The 16,151-nt window shown below is 69.5% G+C and carries 15 protein-coding genes; 11 read left to right on the top strand and 4 right to left on the bottom strand.

Translation table 11 applies throughout. From position 1 onward, the window contains the following. Positions 1 to 125 precede the first annotated feature (125 nt). Complete coding sequence (gene pdxH / locus BLR04_RS22005) at positions 126 to 779, top strand: pyridoxamine 5'-phosphate oxidase (protein WP_176903220.1); 654 nt, start codon at positions 126 to 128, stop codon at positions 777 to 779. 10 nt (positions 780 to 789) lie between these two features. Beyond that, positions 790 to 2,043: an MFS transporter gene (locus BLR04_RS22000; RefSeq protein WP_245740409.1), complete on the top strand. Its 1,254-nt coding sequence runs from the start codon at positions 790 to 792 to the stop codon at positions 2,041 to 2,043. A 4-nt stretch (positions 2,044 to 2,047) separates the two neighbouring features. On the opposite strand, the gene BLR04_RS41880 is transcribed toward BLR04_RS22000, so the two are convergent. Beyond that, on the bottom strand, positions 2,048 to 2,230 hold the full coding sequence (locus tag BLR04_RS41880; RefSeq protein WP_090768461.1) for a hypothetical protein: 183 nt from the start codon (positions 2,228 to 2,230) through the stop codon (positions 2,048 to 2,050). Between the two features lie 103 nt (positions 2,231 to 2,333). Here BLR04_RS41880 and BLR04_RS21990 point away from each other — a divergent pair, with 103 nt between their 5' ends. From BLR04_RS21990 to BLR04_RS21980, 3 genes are all read left to right on the top strand, one after another. Further along, positions 2,334 to 3,038 carry an iron-dependent transcriptional repressor DtxR gene (locus tag BLR04_RS21990; RefSeq protein ID WP_090768458.1) on the top strand — a complete coding sequence of 235 codons (705 nt, stop codon included), beginning with the start codon at positions 2,334 to 2,336 and terminating at the stop codon, positions 3,036 to 3,038. A 123-nt stretch (positions 3,039 to 3,161) separates the two neighbouring features. Beyond that, positions 3,162 to 5,387, top strand: coding sequence for an ATP-binding SpoIIE family protein phosphatase (locus BLR04_RS21985; RefSeq protein WP_090768455.1), 2,226 nt, complete (start codon positions 3,162 to 3,164; stop codon positions 5,385 to 5,387). Positions 5,388 to 5,403: 16 nt separating this feature from the next. Further along, positions 5,404 to 6,171 carry an alpha/beta fold hydrolase gene (locus BLR04_RS21980; protein WP_090768453.1) on the top strand — a complete coding sequence of 256 codons (768 nt, stop codon included), beginning with the start codon at positions 5,404 to 5,406 and terminating at the stop codon, positions 6,169 to 6,171. A 7-nt stretch (positions 6,172 to 6,178) separates the two neighbouring features. Here the strand turns inward: BLR04_RS21980 and BLR04_RS40810 are convergent, their stop codons facing one another. Next, positions 6,179 to 6,340, bottom strand: coding sequence for a hypothetical protein (locus BLR04_RS40810; protein ID WP_176903219.1), 162 nt, complete (start codon positions 6,338 to 6,340; stop codon positions 6,179 to 6,181). A gap of 305 nt (positions 6,341 to 6,645) precedes the next feature. Next, positions 6,646 to 7,791, bottom strand: a complete 1,146-nt coding sequence (locus BLR04_RS21975) for an acyl-CoA dehydrogenase family protein (protein ID WP_090768450.1) — start codon at positions 7,789 to 7,791, stop codon at positions 6,646 to 6,648. 243 nt (positions 7,792 to 8,034) lie between these two features. Here BLR04_RS21975 and BLR04_RS21970 point away from each other — a divergent pair, with 243 nt between their 5' ends. The 6 genes from BLR04_RS21970 to BLR04_RS21940 all read left to right on the top strand — a co-directional run bounded on the left by BLR04_RS21970 (position 8,035) and on the right by BLR04_RS21940 (position 14,366). Next, on the top strand, positions 8,035 to 9,408 hold the full coding sequence (locus BLR04_RS21970; RefSeq protein ID WP_090768447.1) for a hypothetical protein: 1,374 nt from the start codon (positions 8,035 to 8,037) through the stop codon (positions 9,406 to 9,408). After that, positions 9,408 to 10,235 carry a class F sortase gene (locus BLR04_RS21965; protein WP_090768445.1) on the top strand — a complete coding sequence of 276 codons (828 nt, stop codon included), beginning with the start codon at positions 9,408 to 9,410 and terminating at the stop codon, positions 10,233 to 10,235. Before BLR04_RS21970 ends, BLR04_RS21965 begins: the two co-directional genes overlap by 1 nt. Before the next feature lie 132 nt (positions 10,236 to 10,367). Beyond that, positions 10,368 to 11,669: a hypothetical protein gene (locus BLR04_RS21955; RefSeq protein ID WP_143022137.1), complete on the top strand. Its 1,302-nt coding sequence runs from the start codon at positions 10,368 to 10,370 to the stop codon at positions 11,667 to 11,669. A 6-nt stretch (positions 11,670 to 11,675) separates the two neighbouring features. After that, positions 11,676 to 12,437, top strand: a complete 762-nt coding sequence (locus BLR04_RS21950; protein WP_090768436.1) for a class F sortase — start codon at positions 11,676 to 11,678, stop codon at positions 12,435 to 12,437. A 14-nt stretch (positions 12,438 to 12,451) separates the two neighbouring features. Then, on the top strand, positions 12,452 to 13,141 hold the full coding sequence (locus tag BLR04_RS21945) for a hypothetical protein (RefSeq protein ID WP_090768432.1): 690 nt from the start codon (positions 12,452 to 12,454) through the stop codon (positions 13,139 to 13,141). A 79-nt stretch (positions 13,142 to 13,220) separates the two neighbouring features. Continuing rightward, positions 13,221 to 14,366 (top strand): acetyl-CoA C-acetyltransferase, encoded by a 1,146-nt coding sequence (locus tag BLR04_RS21940; RefSeq protein ID WP_090768429.1) that lies wholly within the window; start codon positions 13,221 to 13,223, stop codon positions 14,364 to 14,366. Positions 14,367 to 14,726: 360 nt separating this feature from the next. Here BLR04_RS21940 and BLR04_RS21935 read toward each other — a convergent pair whose 3' ends face one another. Beyond that, on the bottom strand, positions 14,727 to 16,097 hold the full coding sequence (locus BLR04_RS21935) for a serine hydrolase domain-containing protein (protein ID WP_245740408.1): 1,371 nt from the start codon (positions 16,095 to 16,097) through the stop codon (positions 14,727 to 14,729). Between the last annotated feature and the right edge of the window lie 54 nt (positions 16,098 to 16,151).

Raw genomic sequence — 16,151 nt, 5'->3', positions numbered from 1 at the left:
GATACCGGCGGGTCAATTTAACCCCGTACCAGGCGGTGCTCCGCCTTCGGACCCGCCGTTGGGACGAAACCCCTGGTAGGGGAGGTGTATGGGATCTCCACACAAGCGCGCAAGAATACCGTCTCGTGGATGCCACCCCGCGCCCGCCCACGTTGGCGGAGCTTCGCCGTACGTACGAAGGCGAGCCGCTGCTCGAAGCGGATCTCGCGCCCGACCCCGTCGCGCAATTCGCCGTCTGGTTCCAGGACGCGCTCGATGCCGGACTGCCCGAGCCCAACGCCATGATTCTCGCCACAGCCTCCGCCGGAGGCCGGCCCAGCGCACGGACGGTGCTACTGAAGGGCTACGACGAGCGCGGCTTCGTCTTCTACACCAACTACGAGTCGCGCAAGGGCCGCGACCTCACCGAGAACCCGCGGGCGTCCCTGCTGTTCCCGTGGCACCCGATCCGCCGCCAGGTGCGCGTCGAGGGCACGGTCGCGCGCATCTCCCACGAGGAGTCGGCCGAGTACTTCAACTCCCGTCCCTACGGCTCCCGGATCGGCGCTTGGGCCTCGCGGCAGTCGGCCGTCGTACGGTCCAGGGAGGAACTGGACGCCCGCTACGAGGAGCTCGCCGCCCGGTGGCCGGAAGATCCGCCGGTGCCCGACTTCTGGGGCGGGTTCCGGGTCACGCCGACCGAGATGGAGTTCTGGCAGGGCCAGCTCGACCGCATGCACGACAGGCTCCGCTACCGTCGCACCCGACCCGGGTGGGTTCTGGAGAGACTCGCCCCTTAATGTTCTGCGAGTGGCATTCGGTGACCTGGTCAAACGACATGTGATAGACACCCGGCCGCTGGGCGTGCCCGCGTTCAGGCGCATCTGGCTCGGACAGGCGGTCTCGCACGTCGGCGTCGGCGTCACCGTCGTGGCCGTCGGGCAGCAGGTCTGGGAGCTGACCCACTCCTCCTTCTACGTCGGCCTGCTCGGCATGGCCAACCTGATCCCGCTCATCGTGTTCGGCCTGTGGGGCGGCGCGGTCGCCGACGCCGTCGACCGGCGCAAGCTGCTCATCGTCGGCTCGCTGATCGCCTGGGCCGCCACGCTGTTCATCCTCGGCCAGGCCGCGATCGGCATGGAGAACGTCTGGCTGATCTTCGCCGCGGTCGCCGTCAACTCCACCGGCTTCGCGATCACCGGCCCCACCAGGGGCGCGATCATCCCGCGGCTCGTCGAGCGGGAGCTCGTGCCCGCCGCCAACGCCCTCAACTCGCTCGTCTACAGCATCGGCGCGGTGGCGGGCCCGATGATCGGCGCGGTGGCGCTCGCGGGCGGCGGCTTCGCGGCCGCGTACATGGTGGACGCCGTCCTGTTCACCGCCAGCCTCTACGCGGCCCTCAAACTGCCCTCACTGCCGCCGCTGGGCGAAGTGACCCGTCCGGGTGCCAGAGCCGTGTGGGAGGGGCTCACGTTCATTTCCAGGAGCCCGGTGCTGCTGATGTCGTTCGTCGTGGACATCATCGCGATGGTGTTCGCCCTGCCGCGGGCCCTCTTCCCCGAGCTGACCGACCAGAGCTTCGGCGGCTCCCCGACCGCGCTCGGCTGGCTGACCGCCGCCATGGCCATCGGCTCGGTGGTGGGAGCGCTGTTCTCCGGCTGGGTCAGCCGGGTCTCGCGCCAGGGAGTGGCCCTCATCGTCGTCATCGCCCTGTGGGGCGTGGCGGTGGCGGCCGCCGGCCTCGCCCACGACCTGTGGCTCGTGGTCGCCTTCATGGCCGTCGGCGGCGTGGCCGACGTGATCTCCTCGGTGTGGCGGCAGTCGATCCTGCAGCTGTACGCGCCCGACGAGATGCGCGGACGGCTCCAGGGCGTCTTCATGGTCGTCGTGGCCGGCGGACCGCGCCTCGGCGAGATGCGCGCGGGCGCCACCGCGGCGGCGTTCGGGCTGACCGGCGCCTGGGTGGGCGGCGGCGTCGCCTGCGCCATCACGGTGATCATCGTCGGCCTGTCGGTGAGCGGCTTCCGCAAGTTCCGCGTCCCGCAGCCCGCCGTCCAGGGCTGACCGCTCAGGCCGCCCGCGCCGCCGCCCTCAGGTCGGCGAGGAAGCCCTCGTACGCGGCCTCCCTGTCGGGCGCGCGCAGCACGGCCGACGGGTGGACGGTCGCCACCGCCGGCGCCTCCCCGAGCGGCACCGGCTCGCCCCGGTCGGGAAGGAACTTCGCGGCTCCGTTGTTGCCGCTGCTAGCCATCGTCGGTCGTTTCTCCCACTAGGGTTCGTGTGACTTCTGTGCCCGCAGCGGACGGGCCCAGTCCCCGCTACGACCGCGTAACATTTCAGTTGGGAGGACTGTCTTGACCGCACACGGCCTGATCGACACAACGGAGATGTACCTCCGCACGATTTACGAGCTCGAGGAGGAGGGCATCGTCCCCCTTCGCGCCCGCATCGCCGAACGCCTCCAGCAGAGCGGCCCCACCGTGAGCCAGACCGTGGCCCGCATGGAGCGCGACGGCCTCGTCCGCGTCGAGGGCGACCGGCACCTGTCGATGACCGAGCTGGGCCGCACGCTCGCCACCCGCGTGATGCGCAAGCACCGCCTCGCCGAATGTCTGCTCACCCAGGTGATCGGCCTGCCGTGGGAAGAGGTGCACATCGAGGCGTGCCGCTGGGAGCACGTCATGTCCGACTCGGTCGAGGCGCGCCTGGTGACGCTGCTCGACAACCCCACTGCCTGCCCGCACGGCAACCCCATCCCCGGGCTCGCCGAGTTGGGGGCCCAGGAGCCGGCCGAGAGCGGTGACGACGCGCTCGAATCGATGTCCGACCTGGCCGGACCGCGGGACACCCCGGTGGTCGTGCGTCGAATTAGCGAACAAGTGCAAAGCGATCCCGCTGTGATGCTTAAACTCAAGCAAGTTGGGATACAACCCGGACGCGAGGTGACGCTCGCGGCGAGCGACGACGGTGTGCGGGTGACAGGTGACGGTGACGCTGGAGACACTCTCGCGGAGCTTCCGCGCGATGTCGCCGCGCACGTCTTCGTCTCCAAACGCTGACACGCCCGCAGCTGCTTGGTTGAATCCCTTCCGGGAGGCCCTCCACTTCCCCCTGGCCAAGACCGTTGCAGGAGCGCCCGTGGTCCGCTGTGCAGACACGCCACCCCGAGGAGTGGTCTCCGGATGAAGCATTGGGGGGACCTGTCCCAGGAAGCTGCTGATCATCTTGCTGCCGGCTCCGTGCTCGACCACGCCGAGATGGCCGTGGTCGTCACCGACCGGTTCAGCAACGTCCTTTACTGGAACCCCTTCGCCGAGAAGCTGTTCGGCCGTGAGGGCGGCTCGTCCGCACGCGAATCCTCCACCCTGTCCCAGGGCATCCTGGAGCGCGATCACCCGCTGGCGGTGGAGCTCGCGAAGCACGTACTGAAGGGCGGCGTGTGGGAGGGCACGTTCGACGTCCGCCGCGACGACGGCACCATCGTCTACGTCCGCGCGCAGGCCGTCCCGCTGCGTCACGCGTCCGGCGCCGTGACCGGCATCGTGATCACCGCCCGTGAGGCGCTGCGCAGCAACGAACGCGAGAAGGACCGCTTCGGCCTGCTCGAGCGCATCGGAGAGCGGCTGGCAGGCTCGCTCTACTTCGAAGAGACGCTCAAGCGCGTCGCCGAGATGCTCGTCCCCCAGTTCGCCGACCACTGCTTCATCGAGCTGGCCGAGGGCGACCGGCTGATCCGCCGGGTCTCGCAGCACGTCCAGGGCTGGACACCGCCCTCCGGCACGTGGAAGCCGGTGGGGGCGGAGATCGTCTACCCCCAGGGTCATTACGCCGCCATCGCGCTGCGCCGCCAGGAGACCATCCTGGTCGAGAACTTCAGCGACTCCCGCTATCCCTCGCCCGGCGAGGACGCCGCCCGGCTGTGCGGCGAGATCGGCATGACGTCGGCCATCGTGGCGCCGCTGCTCGTGCGCGGCGAGACGCTCGGCCTCATGTACCTCGGCCTGTCCAACCTCACCGACCGGCGCAGCCCCCACTACGACGCGTTCGACCGCGACTTCGTGGGCGCCATCGCCACCCGGGTCGCGCTCGCCATCGACAACGCGCTGCTGTTCGAGGAAGAGCGGCACACCGCAGAGTCGTTCCAGAAACACCTGCTGCCGCGCGCGTTGCCGCAGCTCGACGGCCTGCAGATCGCCGTCCGCTACTACCCGGCCGCCCCGCTCGCCTCGCACGGCCAGGGCATCCAGACCCAGGTCGGCGGCGACTGGTACGACGTCATCCCGCTGTCCGCCGGTCGCGTCGGCATCGTGATCGGCGACGTCGAGGGCAGGGGCGCCAAGGCCGCCGCCATCATGGGCCAGCTCAGGGCGGCTCTGCGGGCCTTCGCCCAGGACGACAAGTCGCCCGCCGACATCCTGGCCAGGCTCGACGAGTGGACCCGCATCATCGCCACGCCCGAGCACGACGACGCCGGCGGCGAGGTCAACATCCCGCCCATCGTCACCTGCCAGTACCTCGTCTACGACGCGTGGTCGCGGCAGCTGTCCTTCGCCAACGCCGGGCACGCCCCGCCGCTGCTGCTCGTCGACGGCCAGTGTGTCGAACTCGACATCGAGGAGGTCGGCCAGCCGCTCGGGGTACACGCCAAGGGCCTGCACGCCGACCTGGTCTACAAGGAGGAGACCCGTACGCTGCCGCCCGGCGCCGCGCTGCTGCTCTACACCGACGGCCTGGTCGACCGGCGTCCGGGGCGCGACGGCCGGATGCCGAGCGACGCCGAGACGCTCGGCGTGCTCTGCGAGAAGCTGGCCATGATGTCCGACGCCGAGGTCGAGCGCATCGCCGACGCCGCCACCGTGGCGGTGCCCGGCGAGATCGACGACGACATGGCGATCCTCGTGGTCCGCTCCAGCGACGTCGACCTCGACATGGAGGAGCGTACGTTCCCGGCTCAGCCGATCATGGTGAGCGAGGCGCGCCGCATGGCGGCCGAGGCGTTCTCCGGCTGGAACGTCCCCGAGGAACGCGCCGAACTCGCCTGCCTGCTGGTCTCCGAGGTCGTCACCAACGTCGTGCTGCACGCCGCGAGCGCGGGAGTGCCGCGTCGCGAGCTGTCGATCGACGGGCCGCCGCTGCCGTTCGAGGAGACCTGGGACATCCCGGGCTTCGAGGAGGAGGTCGTCGTCAGCGACAAGGAGTTCACGCTCAGGCTGCGCAGGGGAGACGAGTCGGTCTGGGTCGAGGTGTTCGACCAGGACCTCCGCCTGCCCCGCATCCGCAGCGCGGGCGAGAACGACGAGGGCGGGCGCGGCCTTTACCTGGTCGACCAGCTTGCCCGTCGCTGGGGCTCGCGTCCTACCAGGGAAGGCAAAGCCGTCTGGTTCGAGATTCCCACCCGCGGCAGGTGAGTGTTTCACTGGCCGCATGAAGCTGGCCTTCGAACGGCGGGGCACCGGCGAGCCGCTGATCCTCGTGCACGGCATCGGCCACCACTGGCAGGCGTGGCTGCCGGTGATCGACCTGCTGGCCGCCACGCGTACGGTGATCGCGGTCGACCTGCCGGGGTTCGGCGCGTCGCCCGGCCTGCCGGAGCACGTGCCCTACACCGCCGAGTCGCTGGCCGACGCGGTCGAGTCGTTCTGCGCACGGATCGGCGCGCGCGAACCGCACGTGGCGGGCAACTCGCTGGGCGGCTACATCGCGCTCGAACTCGCCTCGCGCGGCGTCGTACGGTCGGCGGTCGCGCTGTCGCCGGCCGGTTTCTGGAGCCGTCCCGAACTTCTCTACTGCCAGACGGCGCTGCGCGGGCTGCGGGCGTCGGCGCGGTCGATGCCGGCCGAGCAGCTGGCGTCGGTGGCCGCGAACCCGTTGCTGCGCGGCGTCTGCGCCGGGCTGCTGGTGGCGCGTCCGTCGCGGCTGGAGCCTGACGAGCTCGTCGCGGCCACGCGGGCGCTCGCCGAGTCGGAGGGCTTCGACCCGACGCTGGAGTCGTTCGGCGGGCTGATGCCGCCCGCGCCGCCGAAGTCACCGATCACGATCGCGTGGGGCGAGCACGACCGGCTGCTGCCATGCCGCCAGGCCGTACGCGCGGGGCGGTGGTCGGGGCAGCGGGTCAAGTTGCTCAAGGGCTGCGGGCACGTGCCGATGAGCGACGATCCGGCGCTGGTGGCCCGGGTCATCCTGGAGGCGTGAGGCCTGGTCAGCGCATGGTCTGACCCCAGAGGAGCAGCATGGCGATGATGAACACGATCATCACGCCCGCGTAGCCGACAGCGCTCATCCGTAACGCCCGGCGCACTTTGTTCAGGCCCCAGGCGAACAGCAACGCCAGGAAGACCAGGAGGATCAGGCCGCTGTCCATCAGCGGCTCCCGGGGGGACCGGCGGTTTCAGCCGTCGGGGGAATCGTGGGCGGGAGGGCCGTCAAGGCCGGAGTGTGCAGTGACAGAACCTCATGCATGCGTCGTCTCCACCGGATAGAGTCGGGGTTCGTGCCTTGGAGCATCGGTCAGGGCTTGGCCGTCGCCTCCCGTGGAAGCGGGAGCGAGAAGCCGCTTCCTTTCAGGGAGCGGAGGAGTCACGCGTCCAGTATGCGGTGGAACACCTCCCGCCGCGCGGGCGTCTGCCAGAAGCCGAACGTTTGGCTTCAGAAGCCGAACGAGCGGTTTCAGAAGCCGAACGAGCGGCCGATGATCTCTTTCATGATCTCCGTGGTGCCGCCGTAGATGGTCTGGACGCGGCTGTCCAGCCACGCCTTCGCGACCGGGTACTCGGTCATGTAGCCGTACCCGCCGTGCAGTTGCAGGCAGCGGTCGATGGCCCTGGTCTGCAGCTCGGTGGTCCACCACTTGGCCTTGGCGGCGTCCACGGCGGTGAGCTGCCCGGCGTTCAGCGCGCGGACGCACTTGTCGACGTAGTGGCGGGCGATCTCCGTCTCCGTCGCGATCTCCGCGAGGACGAAGCGGGTGTTCTGGAACGACCCGATGCTGCGCCCGAACGCCTGGCGGTTCCTGCAGTACTCGACGGTCTGCTCCAGCACGGCCTCGGCCGCCGCCACCGCCGCCACCGCGATCGACAGGCGCTCCTGCGGCAGGTTGTTCATGAGCTGGACGAAGCCCTCGCCCTCCGCGGGGCCGAGGCGGTTGGCGACCGGCACGCGTACGTCGGAGAAGAAGAGCTCGGCCGTGTCCTGGGCCTTCATGCCGACCTTGTCGAGGTTGCGTCCGCGGGTGAAGCCCTCCATGCCCCGTTCGACGACCAGCAGCGTGATGCCTCGCGCGCCCGCGTCGGGGTCGGTTCTGGCGACGACGACCACCAGGTCGGCGTTGATGCCGTTCGTGATGAAGGTCTTCTGGCCGTTCAGCACGTAGTGGTCGCCCTCGCGCACGGCGGTGGTCCTGACGCCCTGCAGGTCGCTTCCGGCTCCCGGCTCCGTCATGGCGATCGCCGTGATCAGTTCCCCGCTCGCGAACCCCGGCAGCCAGCGCTGCTTCTGCCCGTCGTCGGTCAGATCCACCAGGTACGGCGCCATGATGTCGTTGTGCAGCGAGAAGCCGAGCCCGCTGGCGCCGTGCCGGATGACCTCCTCGACGACGACGGCGTTGTAGCGGAAGTCGGTGATCCCCGAACCGCCGTACTCCTCGGGCACCGAGAAACCGAACATCCCCAGCTCGCCGGCCTTCTTCCAGACCTCGCGCGGGACGATGCCGTCCTTCTCCCACTGCGGGTGGTGGGGCACGACCTCGCGTGCCAGGAACTCGCGTACGGTCTCCCGGAAGAGGTGGTGCTCCTCCTCGAAGAGGTCTCGTTGCATGGGACGACTCCCGCCGTAGAATTCCATTCTGTTACTGACAGGTATACCCCCTGTGGTGCAGCGACCGGGAGCGCGGACACGGGTTCATCACAAGTGCCAGCCGATGCACGAATCAGCCTGTGTTATAGGGGTTTGCGACTCTAAGATCGACCGTCGGTCTGTCCGTGGTTGATCGGAGTCTCCGTGAAGCGCTTGCGCAAGGCGTTGATCGCCGCATCGGTGGGATCTGCGGCCACGTTAGGCATGGTCGTCCTCCCTCAGGTGCCCGCCTCGGCAGCTCCGGCCGATGTCGTGGTCGACTACCTGTGTGACCCGGTCGGGGCCAGCAGCATCGTCAGGAACGGTCCAGTTAAGCTGACCACCAACCTGACCTTCGCCACGGACCTGTCCGTGGGCGATCCGCTCAACCTCACCTGGAAGCTCGCCTACGCCGACGATCCCCGGCGGCTCCAGGCGCCCGGCTATTTCGGCGAGGGTGGCGAGGTTCACGCCAAGGGCAATGTCACCCACCGCAGCAGCTGGCAGGGCATCCTGCAGCCGCGCGGTGTCTCCGACTCGCACGGCCCCCTGGAGCCGGACGACACGCTCATGCTGCCGGAAATGATCAACGACCCGGGCCAGGTCGGCCGGGCGGGCACCATCAGCCTCACTCCGGGGAACATCGAGCTCGACTTCACTCCGCCGGATGGCGAGGTCGTCGTGAACGACGGCGACGACGCGGACAACCCGAGCGACATGCGGATCGTCTACAGCAGCAACGGATGGGAGTCGAAGGACGACCTTCCCGCGTCTGAGAACCACGTGCACAACGACCTGCACGAGACCGCAAACGAAGGCGCCACCGCCATGCTGACGTTCGTCGGCACCGGTGTGAAGTACATCGGCCCGACGGACAAGGACTCCAGCAAGGTGAAGATCCACCTTGACGACCTTCCCGTCGCCACCATCGACCCTTCGCGTGACGAAAGCGACGTGCCCGTCAACGACGACCTCGACGGCGGCAAGACGCTGTGGGAGTGGTCCGGCCTGAACTACGGCAAGCACACGATCAAGATCGAGAAGGTGTCCGGCGAGGGCTTCATGTGGGTGGACGCCTTCGAGGTCTCGACCACCACCGCCCAGACGCCGACCGGCTACCACAGCGCTCTCTGCAAGCCGATCGACAACCCGCCCACCATCGTGGTGACCGTCGGTGAGAGGGCCGAGCCCACGGATCCGCCCGGAGAGGACCCGGGTGGCGAGGAGCCTCCAGACGACGAGGAGCCGCCGGGCGGAGGGGACGAGGACCCGGAGAACCCGCCGGGAGGCGACGAGCAGCAGCCGCCGGGTGGTGGCGGGAACCAGATCGAGGATGGGCTGGGGCAGGTGATCGTCAACCCGCAGGTGTCCACGTCCGCCAGCGTCACGCCGACGAGTGCGTCGCCCACGGCGACCAAGTACTACCGGGCGCAGGTGGCCAGGACGCCACGCGGCGGCGTCGACACCGGTGAGGCGCCCGAGGAGAACGAGGTGCCGTACGGGCTCATGGCCGTCGGCATGGTCGTCGTGATGGGAACCGCCGGCGGCGGACTGCTGATGCGCAGGCGTGGCGCCGCGCACGCGGGGGGAGCGAGCTGATGGCCGGGGAGAAGACGCCCATGCAGCGCGCGTTGCCGGGGCTGCTGATCGCCGGTTCGCTCGCCGGGGTCGGCATCGTCATGGTGAGCCTGCTGTCGCTGGCGCCGCAGGTGGACGACGGCTCGACGCCGCTCGCGGCCGAATCGCGGCCCACGCCGACCACGCCGACCCCGGTGGGCGTGCAGAACGCGGGCGCGTTCGTCCTCGCTCCCACCGTGGGGCCCGGCGGCAAGGACGCGCCGCTGACCCCGGCTCGCCTCGACGCGCCGCCGCCGCCGCCCGCGGCCCCGCTCGTTGCGCCGATCGAGCCGGTCACGACGGTCAAGAAGAGCACGACCGCCCGGGGCGGGACGTCGGCGGCCAAGTCGCGGCCGAGGCCGGTCCGGATCACGATCCCGAAGATCAAGGTGAACGCTCCCGTCGGCATGGTCACGACGGACAAGAAGGGCAAGCTCGGCGTCCCGTCGCTGAGCACACCGGGGCGGACCGGCTGGTACCGGTACTCGCCGCTCCCCGGTGAGGCCGGGCCGTCGATCATCAACGGGCACGTCAGCACCCGCAAGGGCCCCGCCGTCTTCGACCGCCTGCGCGAGCTGGCCAGGGGCGACAAGATCAAGGTGTACCGGTCGGACGGCAAGGTGGTGGAGTTCACCGTCAGCGGCATCGAGCAGGCCAGCAAGAACGCGTTCCCGACCAAGCGCGTGTACGGCAACGCGGACGGGTCCGAGCTCCGGCTCATCACGTGCGGCGGGGTGTTCAACCAGAAGGCTCACAGCTACACGGACAACATCGTGGTGTACGCAACGTTGTCGAAGAAGGCCGGTTAAAGGGAACTTGGGGCCGATTTGGCCGTTTGCGGTAAGTTGCCAGGGACAGTTCGTAAGATCTCTACCTAGCTGTGACCAACGGCTGAGATTCTGGCTCGACTGTTTACCCTGCTTGGAAACGGAGAAGGACCCGTGCTTAAGTCCCAGGCGTGGCGCCACCGCGCCCGCAAGACATCCGCTTTGGGATTGATGGGCACGCTCGTCGTCTTCGTGTGCTCGATCTTCGCGACCGCAACGCCGGCGTTTGCGGCGGTGGAGAAGGAGTACATCTACACGTGCTCGAGTGGGCCCTTCGCCATCACGGGCCAGTTCAGGGTGGGGTTGAGTGCGCCGGACACGGTGTCCGTCGGCCAGAGCCTCGAGCTGACGGTCGACATCCCCGACTTGACGCTGAGGACCGCTGCCACGGGCAACGCCGACGTGCAGGTCACCTTGCAGATGACTCCGACAGGCGTCACTTTCACGAACGCCACGAGTCCACAGGTCTTGGACTCGGTTCAGTTGGGCGAAACGGCAGTTCCCGGAGACAGCGTCACGTATCAGGGCACGGTTCTGTCGACTGCGACAACTCCTGTCAAGGTGATGCCAGGCACCCTCACCCTGAATCTCAGCACGGACACCAACGCCAAGACGACCTGCACCCTGCAGACCAACCCGCAGCAGACCGCTTTCGAGATCCCGATCGGCACGGGTGGGGGCAACGGCAACCTCACGGACCTCGTGCAGTACCGGTGTGTCGGGCCGGAGACGACGAACGTGCAGAACGTCGAGATCAAGGTCACGCTGACCATGCCGACCTCTGCCGCCGTGAACCAGCAGATGATCATAAAGTGGAGGGGCGTCTACACGCAGGGCAAGGAGCTCAAGGCGCCCGCCACCGGTCAGACCATCTCGCCCAAGATCTTCGCCTACGCGTCGCTGACCGGGATCACGAATCTGACCTCCGCGACCGGCGAGGGCACGACCGGCACGATCGTCGCTAACCAGCCCATTCCGCTGCCCACGCAGGACATCGAGCTCAAGACCACGTCCACCACGGCCGGCACGGCGACCGTGAAGCCGGCAGCCGTGAACTTCGGCGCGAACAGTGCCACCGGCAACATCGGCAACACCCCGAGCATCCAGTGCGCCGTGCAGAACGCGTCCAGCCTCAAGACCTACACGCTCACGGTGGGCAACAGCACGCCGTCGCCTACGCCGACTGCCACCACGACGAGTCCGCGGCCGACCCTGACCACGACCGCGACCGTCACCGTGACGCCCTCGTCCGCGACCAGCACGCGGAGCTCCCGTACTCCCAAGGCGGGTGCCGACACCGGTGCCGGCGGCATGGCCGGGCCTGACGGGCGGACGTTCATCCTCACCGGCACCGCGCTGATCGCGGCCGCGGCAGTGGGCGGGCTGGTCATGCGGCGACGTGCCGTCAGGGGCTGAGCCGCAGTGTCCGGGCACTATCCGTACGGGGGCGGCGTCGACCCGGTGCCGCCACCCGAGGACAAGGGGAGCGTGGCGCTGCGGGCGGTGCTCATCGTGGCGGCCGTCGCCGGCGTCGTCACGGTCGTGGCCGGCCTGCTGATCGTCCTGCGCTCGCCCGAGGAGTACGGCCTGGCGAGCAACCGTGACAGCCTGGCGCTGACGGCGCAGCCCAAGCCGAGCGGGCAGCCGAAGCAGGCGATGTTCCAGGCCGACCCCGACCTGCCGCCGCCGCTCCCGCAGATCAAGCCGGCGCCGCCGATGCTGCCCTCGACCCCCGTCCGCATCGTGATCAAGCGGCTGGGGATCAACGCGCCGATCAAGTCCGTCGGCCTGCGGCGTGACGGGACGATCGAGGTGCCGCCCGCGGACAACCCCAACCTGGTCGGGTGGTACCGCGACATGTCCACCCCCGGTGAGGCGGGGCCGGCGGTGCTGCTCGGGCACAAGGACACGCGGACCCGCGCCGCGGTGTTCGCCCGCCTGCCCGAGCTCAAGAACGGCGACATCATCGAGGTCAAGCGCCAGGACCGGACGACCGCGGTCTTCACGGTCGGGGGCGTGGAGCAGGCCGACAAGAAGACGTTCCCCACCCAGCGGGTGTACGGGCAGCAGGAGAACGCGCAGCTGCACCTCATCACCTGCGGTGGTGCGTACAACCATTCGACCGGGCACTACACGGACAACGTCATCGTGTACGCGACGATGACGAGCTCCTATCGAAGCTGATCACGGAGGCGGACATGGGCTGGATGGCGAAGCGGAGACTGCGTACTGGCCCCACGGCGGCACTGCCCGCCAAACCTGAGCACGGTGAGGTGCTGCGTCTGGTCCGCCTCGCCGATCCGTCGGCCAGGAGTGAGGGCGGCGACGTCGTGGCCGGCGACGTACGGGTGTGCGCGCCGGTCGAGGCGGAGGCCGACCTGGCGGGCGGCGCGCTGGAGCAGGTGTGGGCGGTGCGGGTGGTCGCCGAGGGCCCGCTGCCGGTCGACTTCTTCGACCGGCACCTGGCGGAGGGGCTGGCCTTCCGGCTCGGCGGGCTCGCGGTGTGCCGGGGCGTGGTGAGCGATCCCGCCGACGACGAGGGCGCGACCGGCCCCGCGGTGATCGTCCCGGTACGGCCCACCGCCGAGGAACTGGCTCCGCTGCTGGAGGAGGGGGAGGACTTCGTCTTCACGGCGGGCGACATCAGGGCGGCGCTGGTGCCGCAGAAGGGTCAGCCGCCGGCCGTGCAGGAGCTGCTGCCCTTCGCCGGCGAGCTGACCGCGATCGAGCTGCGCGGCGCCGAGCCGGTGAAGCTGGGGGCGCTCGCGCTGCAGCTGGCCGAGGCGCTGAACGGCATCGCCGTCGACCGCTGGCGGTTCCGGGTCGACGCCGCAGAGGACCTCGTGGCGCCGGAGGACGCCGCCACGTCCGCAGAGGACGAGGCGTAACCGCGACCAGACACCAGAACGCTGTTCTGTTGTACGCTGCCAGTAGTAACCGAATAATGCTCGGTTTCCAGGAGGTACCGTGGCAGAGGCGTACATCGTCGGGGCGGTCCGCACGCCCGTCGGCAAGAAGAAGGGCGGCCTTTCCACCGTCCACCCCACTGACCTGGCCGCTCACACGCTCAAGGCGTTGATCGAGCGCACCGGCGTCGACCCCTCGGCCGTCGAGGACGTCATCATGGGGTGCGTCATGCAGTTCGGCCCCCAAAGCATGGACATCGCCCGTAACGCCTGGTTGTCGGCGGGTCTGCCCGAGACGACGGCCGGCGTCACGATCGACCGGCAGTGCGGCTCGTCGCAGCAGTCGATCCACTTCGCCGCGCAGGGCGTCCTGTCCGGCACGCAGGACCTCGTGGTGGCGGCGGGCGTCGAGTCGATGAGTGTCGTGCCCATGGGCTCCTCCATCAAGGCCGCCCTCGACCTGGGCATGCCGTTCCCGTTCGGGGAGAAGTGGGTCGAGCGGTACGGCAAGCAGGAGATCTCCCAGTTCCGCGGCGCGGAGCTGATGTGCGAGAAGTGGGGCCTGTCCCGCGACGTCCTGGAGCAGTACGCGTTCGAGTCCCACCAGCGGGCGGGCAAGGCCATCGCGAACGGCTACTTCAGGGACCAGATCGCGCCGATCAACGGCGTCGAGGACGACGAGGGCCCGCGGCCGGACACCACGCTCGAGAAGATGGCCGCGCTGAAGACGCTGAAGGAGGGCGGGCAGATCACCGCGGCCACGTCCTCGCAGATCTCCGACGGCTCTGGCGCGCTGCTGATCGCCTCCGAGCAGGCGGTCAGGGACCACGGGCTCACCCCGCGGGCCCGCATCCACCAGCTCGCGCTCATGGGCGACGACCCGGTCTACATGCTGACCGCGCCGATCCCCGCGACGCAGCGCGCGCTGCGGAAGGCCGGCATGACGATCGACCAGATCGACGTCGTGGAGATCAACGAGGCGTTCGCGCCGGTGCCGCTGGCCTGGATGAAGGAGCTCGACGCCGACCCGTCCCGGGTCAACCCGAACGGCGGCGCCATCGCCCTCGGCCACCCGCTGGGCGGCACGGGCGCGATCCTCATGACGAAGCTGCTGCACGAGCTGGAGCGCACGGGCGGCCGGTACGGCCTGCAGACGATGTGCGAGGGCGGCGGCCAGGCCAACGTCACGATCATCGAGAGGCTGTGAGAGATGCGGGCGCCGCCTCCAGGCGTAAGGGGGAGGCGGCGCCCGCGGTACTACCCATCCAGGTAGTGGATCTAGCGGCCCTTGGGCGGGATGCGGCGGGGCGGCGCGATGGGCCGCTGCGGCATCTTGGGCAGGGGCCGGGCCACCGGGATCTGGGGCCGGCCCTTCTTGGTGGAACGGGTACGCATACGAATGCTCCTTCATGTGGTTCACGACGCGGCTCGACGGCCGGTCGACAGGCTCAGCTGCCGCGTCTGGGCTGGACAGGGCTGAGGCTGCGGGCTGTGGAAAGCCCCGCGAATCACAGGTAAAGGCGCATGCCCATGAGGCTACGAGCCGTACCGGGGCCGTGCAACCGAATTAACGGCGCCGCGAGCGCAGGGCGATCAGGCGGGCCGTGGCCACCGCCGCTCCCGCGAGCGCCGTGACGAGCAGCGTGATCGACAAGGGCGCGGGGAAGTACGTGAGCTGCGCCCACGTGACCGTCCGCCCGTTCATGAGCACCGACACAAGGTCGGGGTACGCGGCGAGCACCGCCGCCGGGACCAGCGCGGGCACGAGCCGCGCCCACGCTCGCCACCGCGGCCGCGCCGCCCGGCGGGCGGCCCAGCGCCGCGCGCGCGTCACGCCGAACACGCCCAGACCCGCGCTGAGCAGCGCGATCCCGGCCAGCACCGCTTCGAACAGCGTGCGGTCACCTCCGACCGGTTCCGGTGTCCGTCCCTCGCTGAGCGCCGTCAGTCCGCGCATGATGTCGTACGTGTCGTCATACAGGGCGGCGCTGTTCGTCATGACGGCGAAGCCGTAGCCGGTCTTGGGGGAGACGGCCTCCACGGCGGTGTGGGTGAACAGGTTGCCGGAGTGCACGAGCTGACCGGTGTCCTCCTCCACCCCCCACCCCATGCCGTACGGGCGCAGCTCGGTGGTCCGGTGCATGGTCTCCAGGCTGTCCCGTTCGACCAGCGTCGAGCCGCCGGACTGCGCGATCAGCCATCGGCCCATGTCGGCGGCGGTCGTGACGACCCCGCCCGCGCCGCTGCCGTCGAGGAAGGCGGGCAGCTCGGGGCGTGGCAGCCAGGCGCCGAACAGTGAGTTGTACCCGTCGGCGACGTTGTCGGCGGTGACGGAGCTGGACGTCATGCCGAGCGGCCCGAACACCTTGTCACGCAGGTAATCCTCGAACGAGCGCCCGCTCGCCACCTCCACCAGGCGCGCGGCCAGGTCGTAGTTGACGTTGCAGTACTCCCAGTGGGTGCCGGGGTCGGCGGCGAGGCGGGAGCCGGCCAGGCGGGCGGTGAGGTCGGCGAGCGAGCTCGCGTCCTCGGTGGCGGGGATGTCCACGGTACGGTCCGACAGGCCTGAGGTCTGGTTGAGCAGCTGGCGAACGGTGATCCGGGCCGCCCGCGGGTCGGCCATGGTGAAGCCGGGAAGCTGTTTCGCCACCGGCTGGTCGAGGTCGATCTTCCCGCGTTCGACGAGCGTCATGACGGCCATCGCGGTGAACGACTTGCTCACCGACGCCACCCGCATGGGGGTGTCGGCGGTGACCGGCTTGCCGTCGGAGTCGTGGCCGTACCCGGCGGCGTGCACGATCTCGCCGTCGTGCGTGACGACCACGGACAGGCCCGGCAGCCCGGTCGCCTCGACCGCTTGGCGCAGGTAGGCGTCGAAGTCGGCGGGGGAGGGCTGCAGGGACAAAGCGGCAGACAGGCCGATCAGCAGGGATTTCACAGGGTTTCTCCGTTCAGGTGTGCAGGAGAAACCTAGGGACGGGACACCCCCGCG

Source organism: Nonomuraea maritima, assembly GCF_900100395.1.
Classification (GTDB): domain Bacteria; phylum Actinomycetota; class Actinomycetes; order Streptosporangiales; family Streptosporangiaceae; genus Nonomuraea; species Nonomuraea maritima.
This window is presented reverse-complemented; position numbering and strand designations above follow the sequence as displayed.

Coding starts and splice junctions, on each gene's coding strand:
- BLR04_RS21980 (WP_090768453.1), top strand. CDS start 5,404: ATGAAGCTGGCCTTCGAACGGCGGGGCACCGGCGAGCCGCTGATCCTC.
- BLR04_RS40810 (WP_176903219.1), bottom strand. CDS start 6,340: ATGGACAGCGGCCTGATCCTCCTGGTCTTCCTGGCGTTGCTGTTCGCC.
- BLR04_RS21985 (WP_090768455.1), top strand. CDS start 3,162: ATGAAGCATTGGGGGGACCTGTCCCAGGAAGCTGCTGATCATCTTGCT.
- BLR04_RS21975 (WP_090768450.1), bottom strand. CDS start 7,791: ATGCAACGAGACCTCTTCGAGGAGGAGCACCACCTCTTCCGGGAGACC.
- BLR04_RS41880 (WP_090768461.1), bottom strand. CDS start 2,230: ATGGCTAGCAGCGGCAACAACGGAGCCGCGAAGTTCCTTCCCGACCGG.
- BLR04_RS21965 (WP_090768445.1), top strand. CDS start 9,408: ATGGCCGGGGAGAAGACGCCCATGCAGCGCGCGTTGCCGGGGCTGCTG.
- BLR04_RS21970 (WP_090768447.1), top strand. CDS start 8,035: ATGGTCGTCCTCCCTCAGGTGCCCGCCTCGGCAGCTCCGGCCGATGTC.
- BLR04_RS21945 (WP_090768432.1), top strand. CDS start 12,452: ATGGGCTGGATGGCGAAGCGGAGACTGCGTACTGGCCCCACGGCGGCA.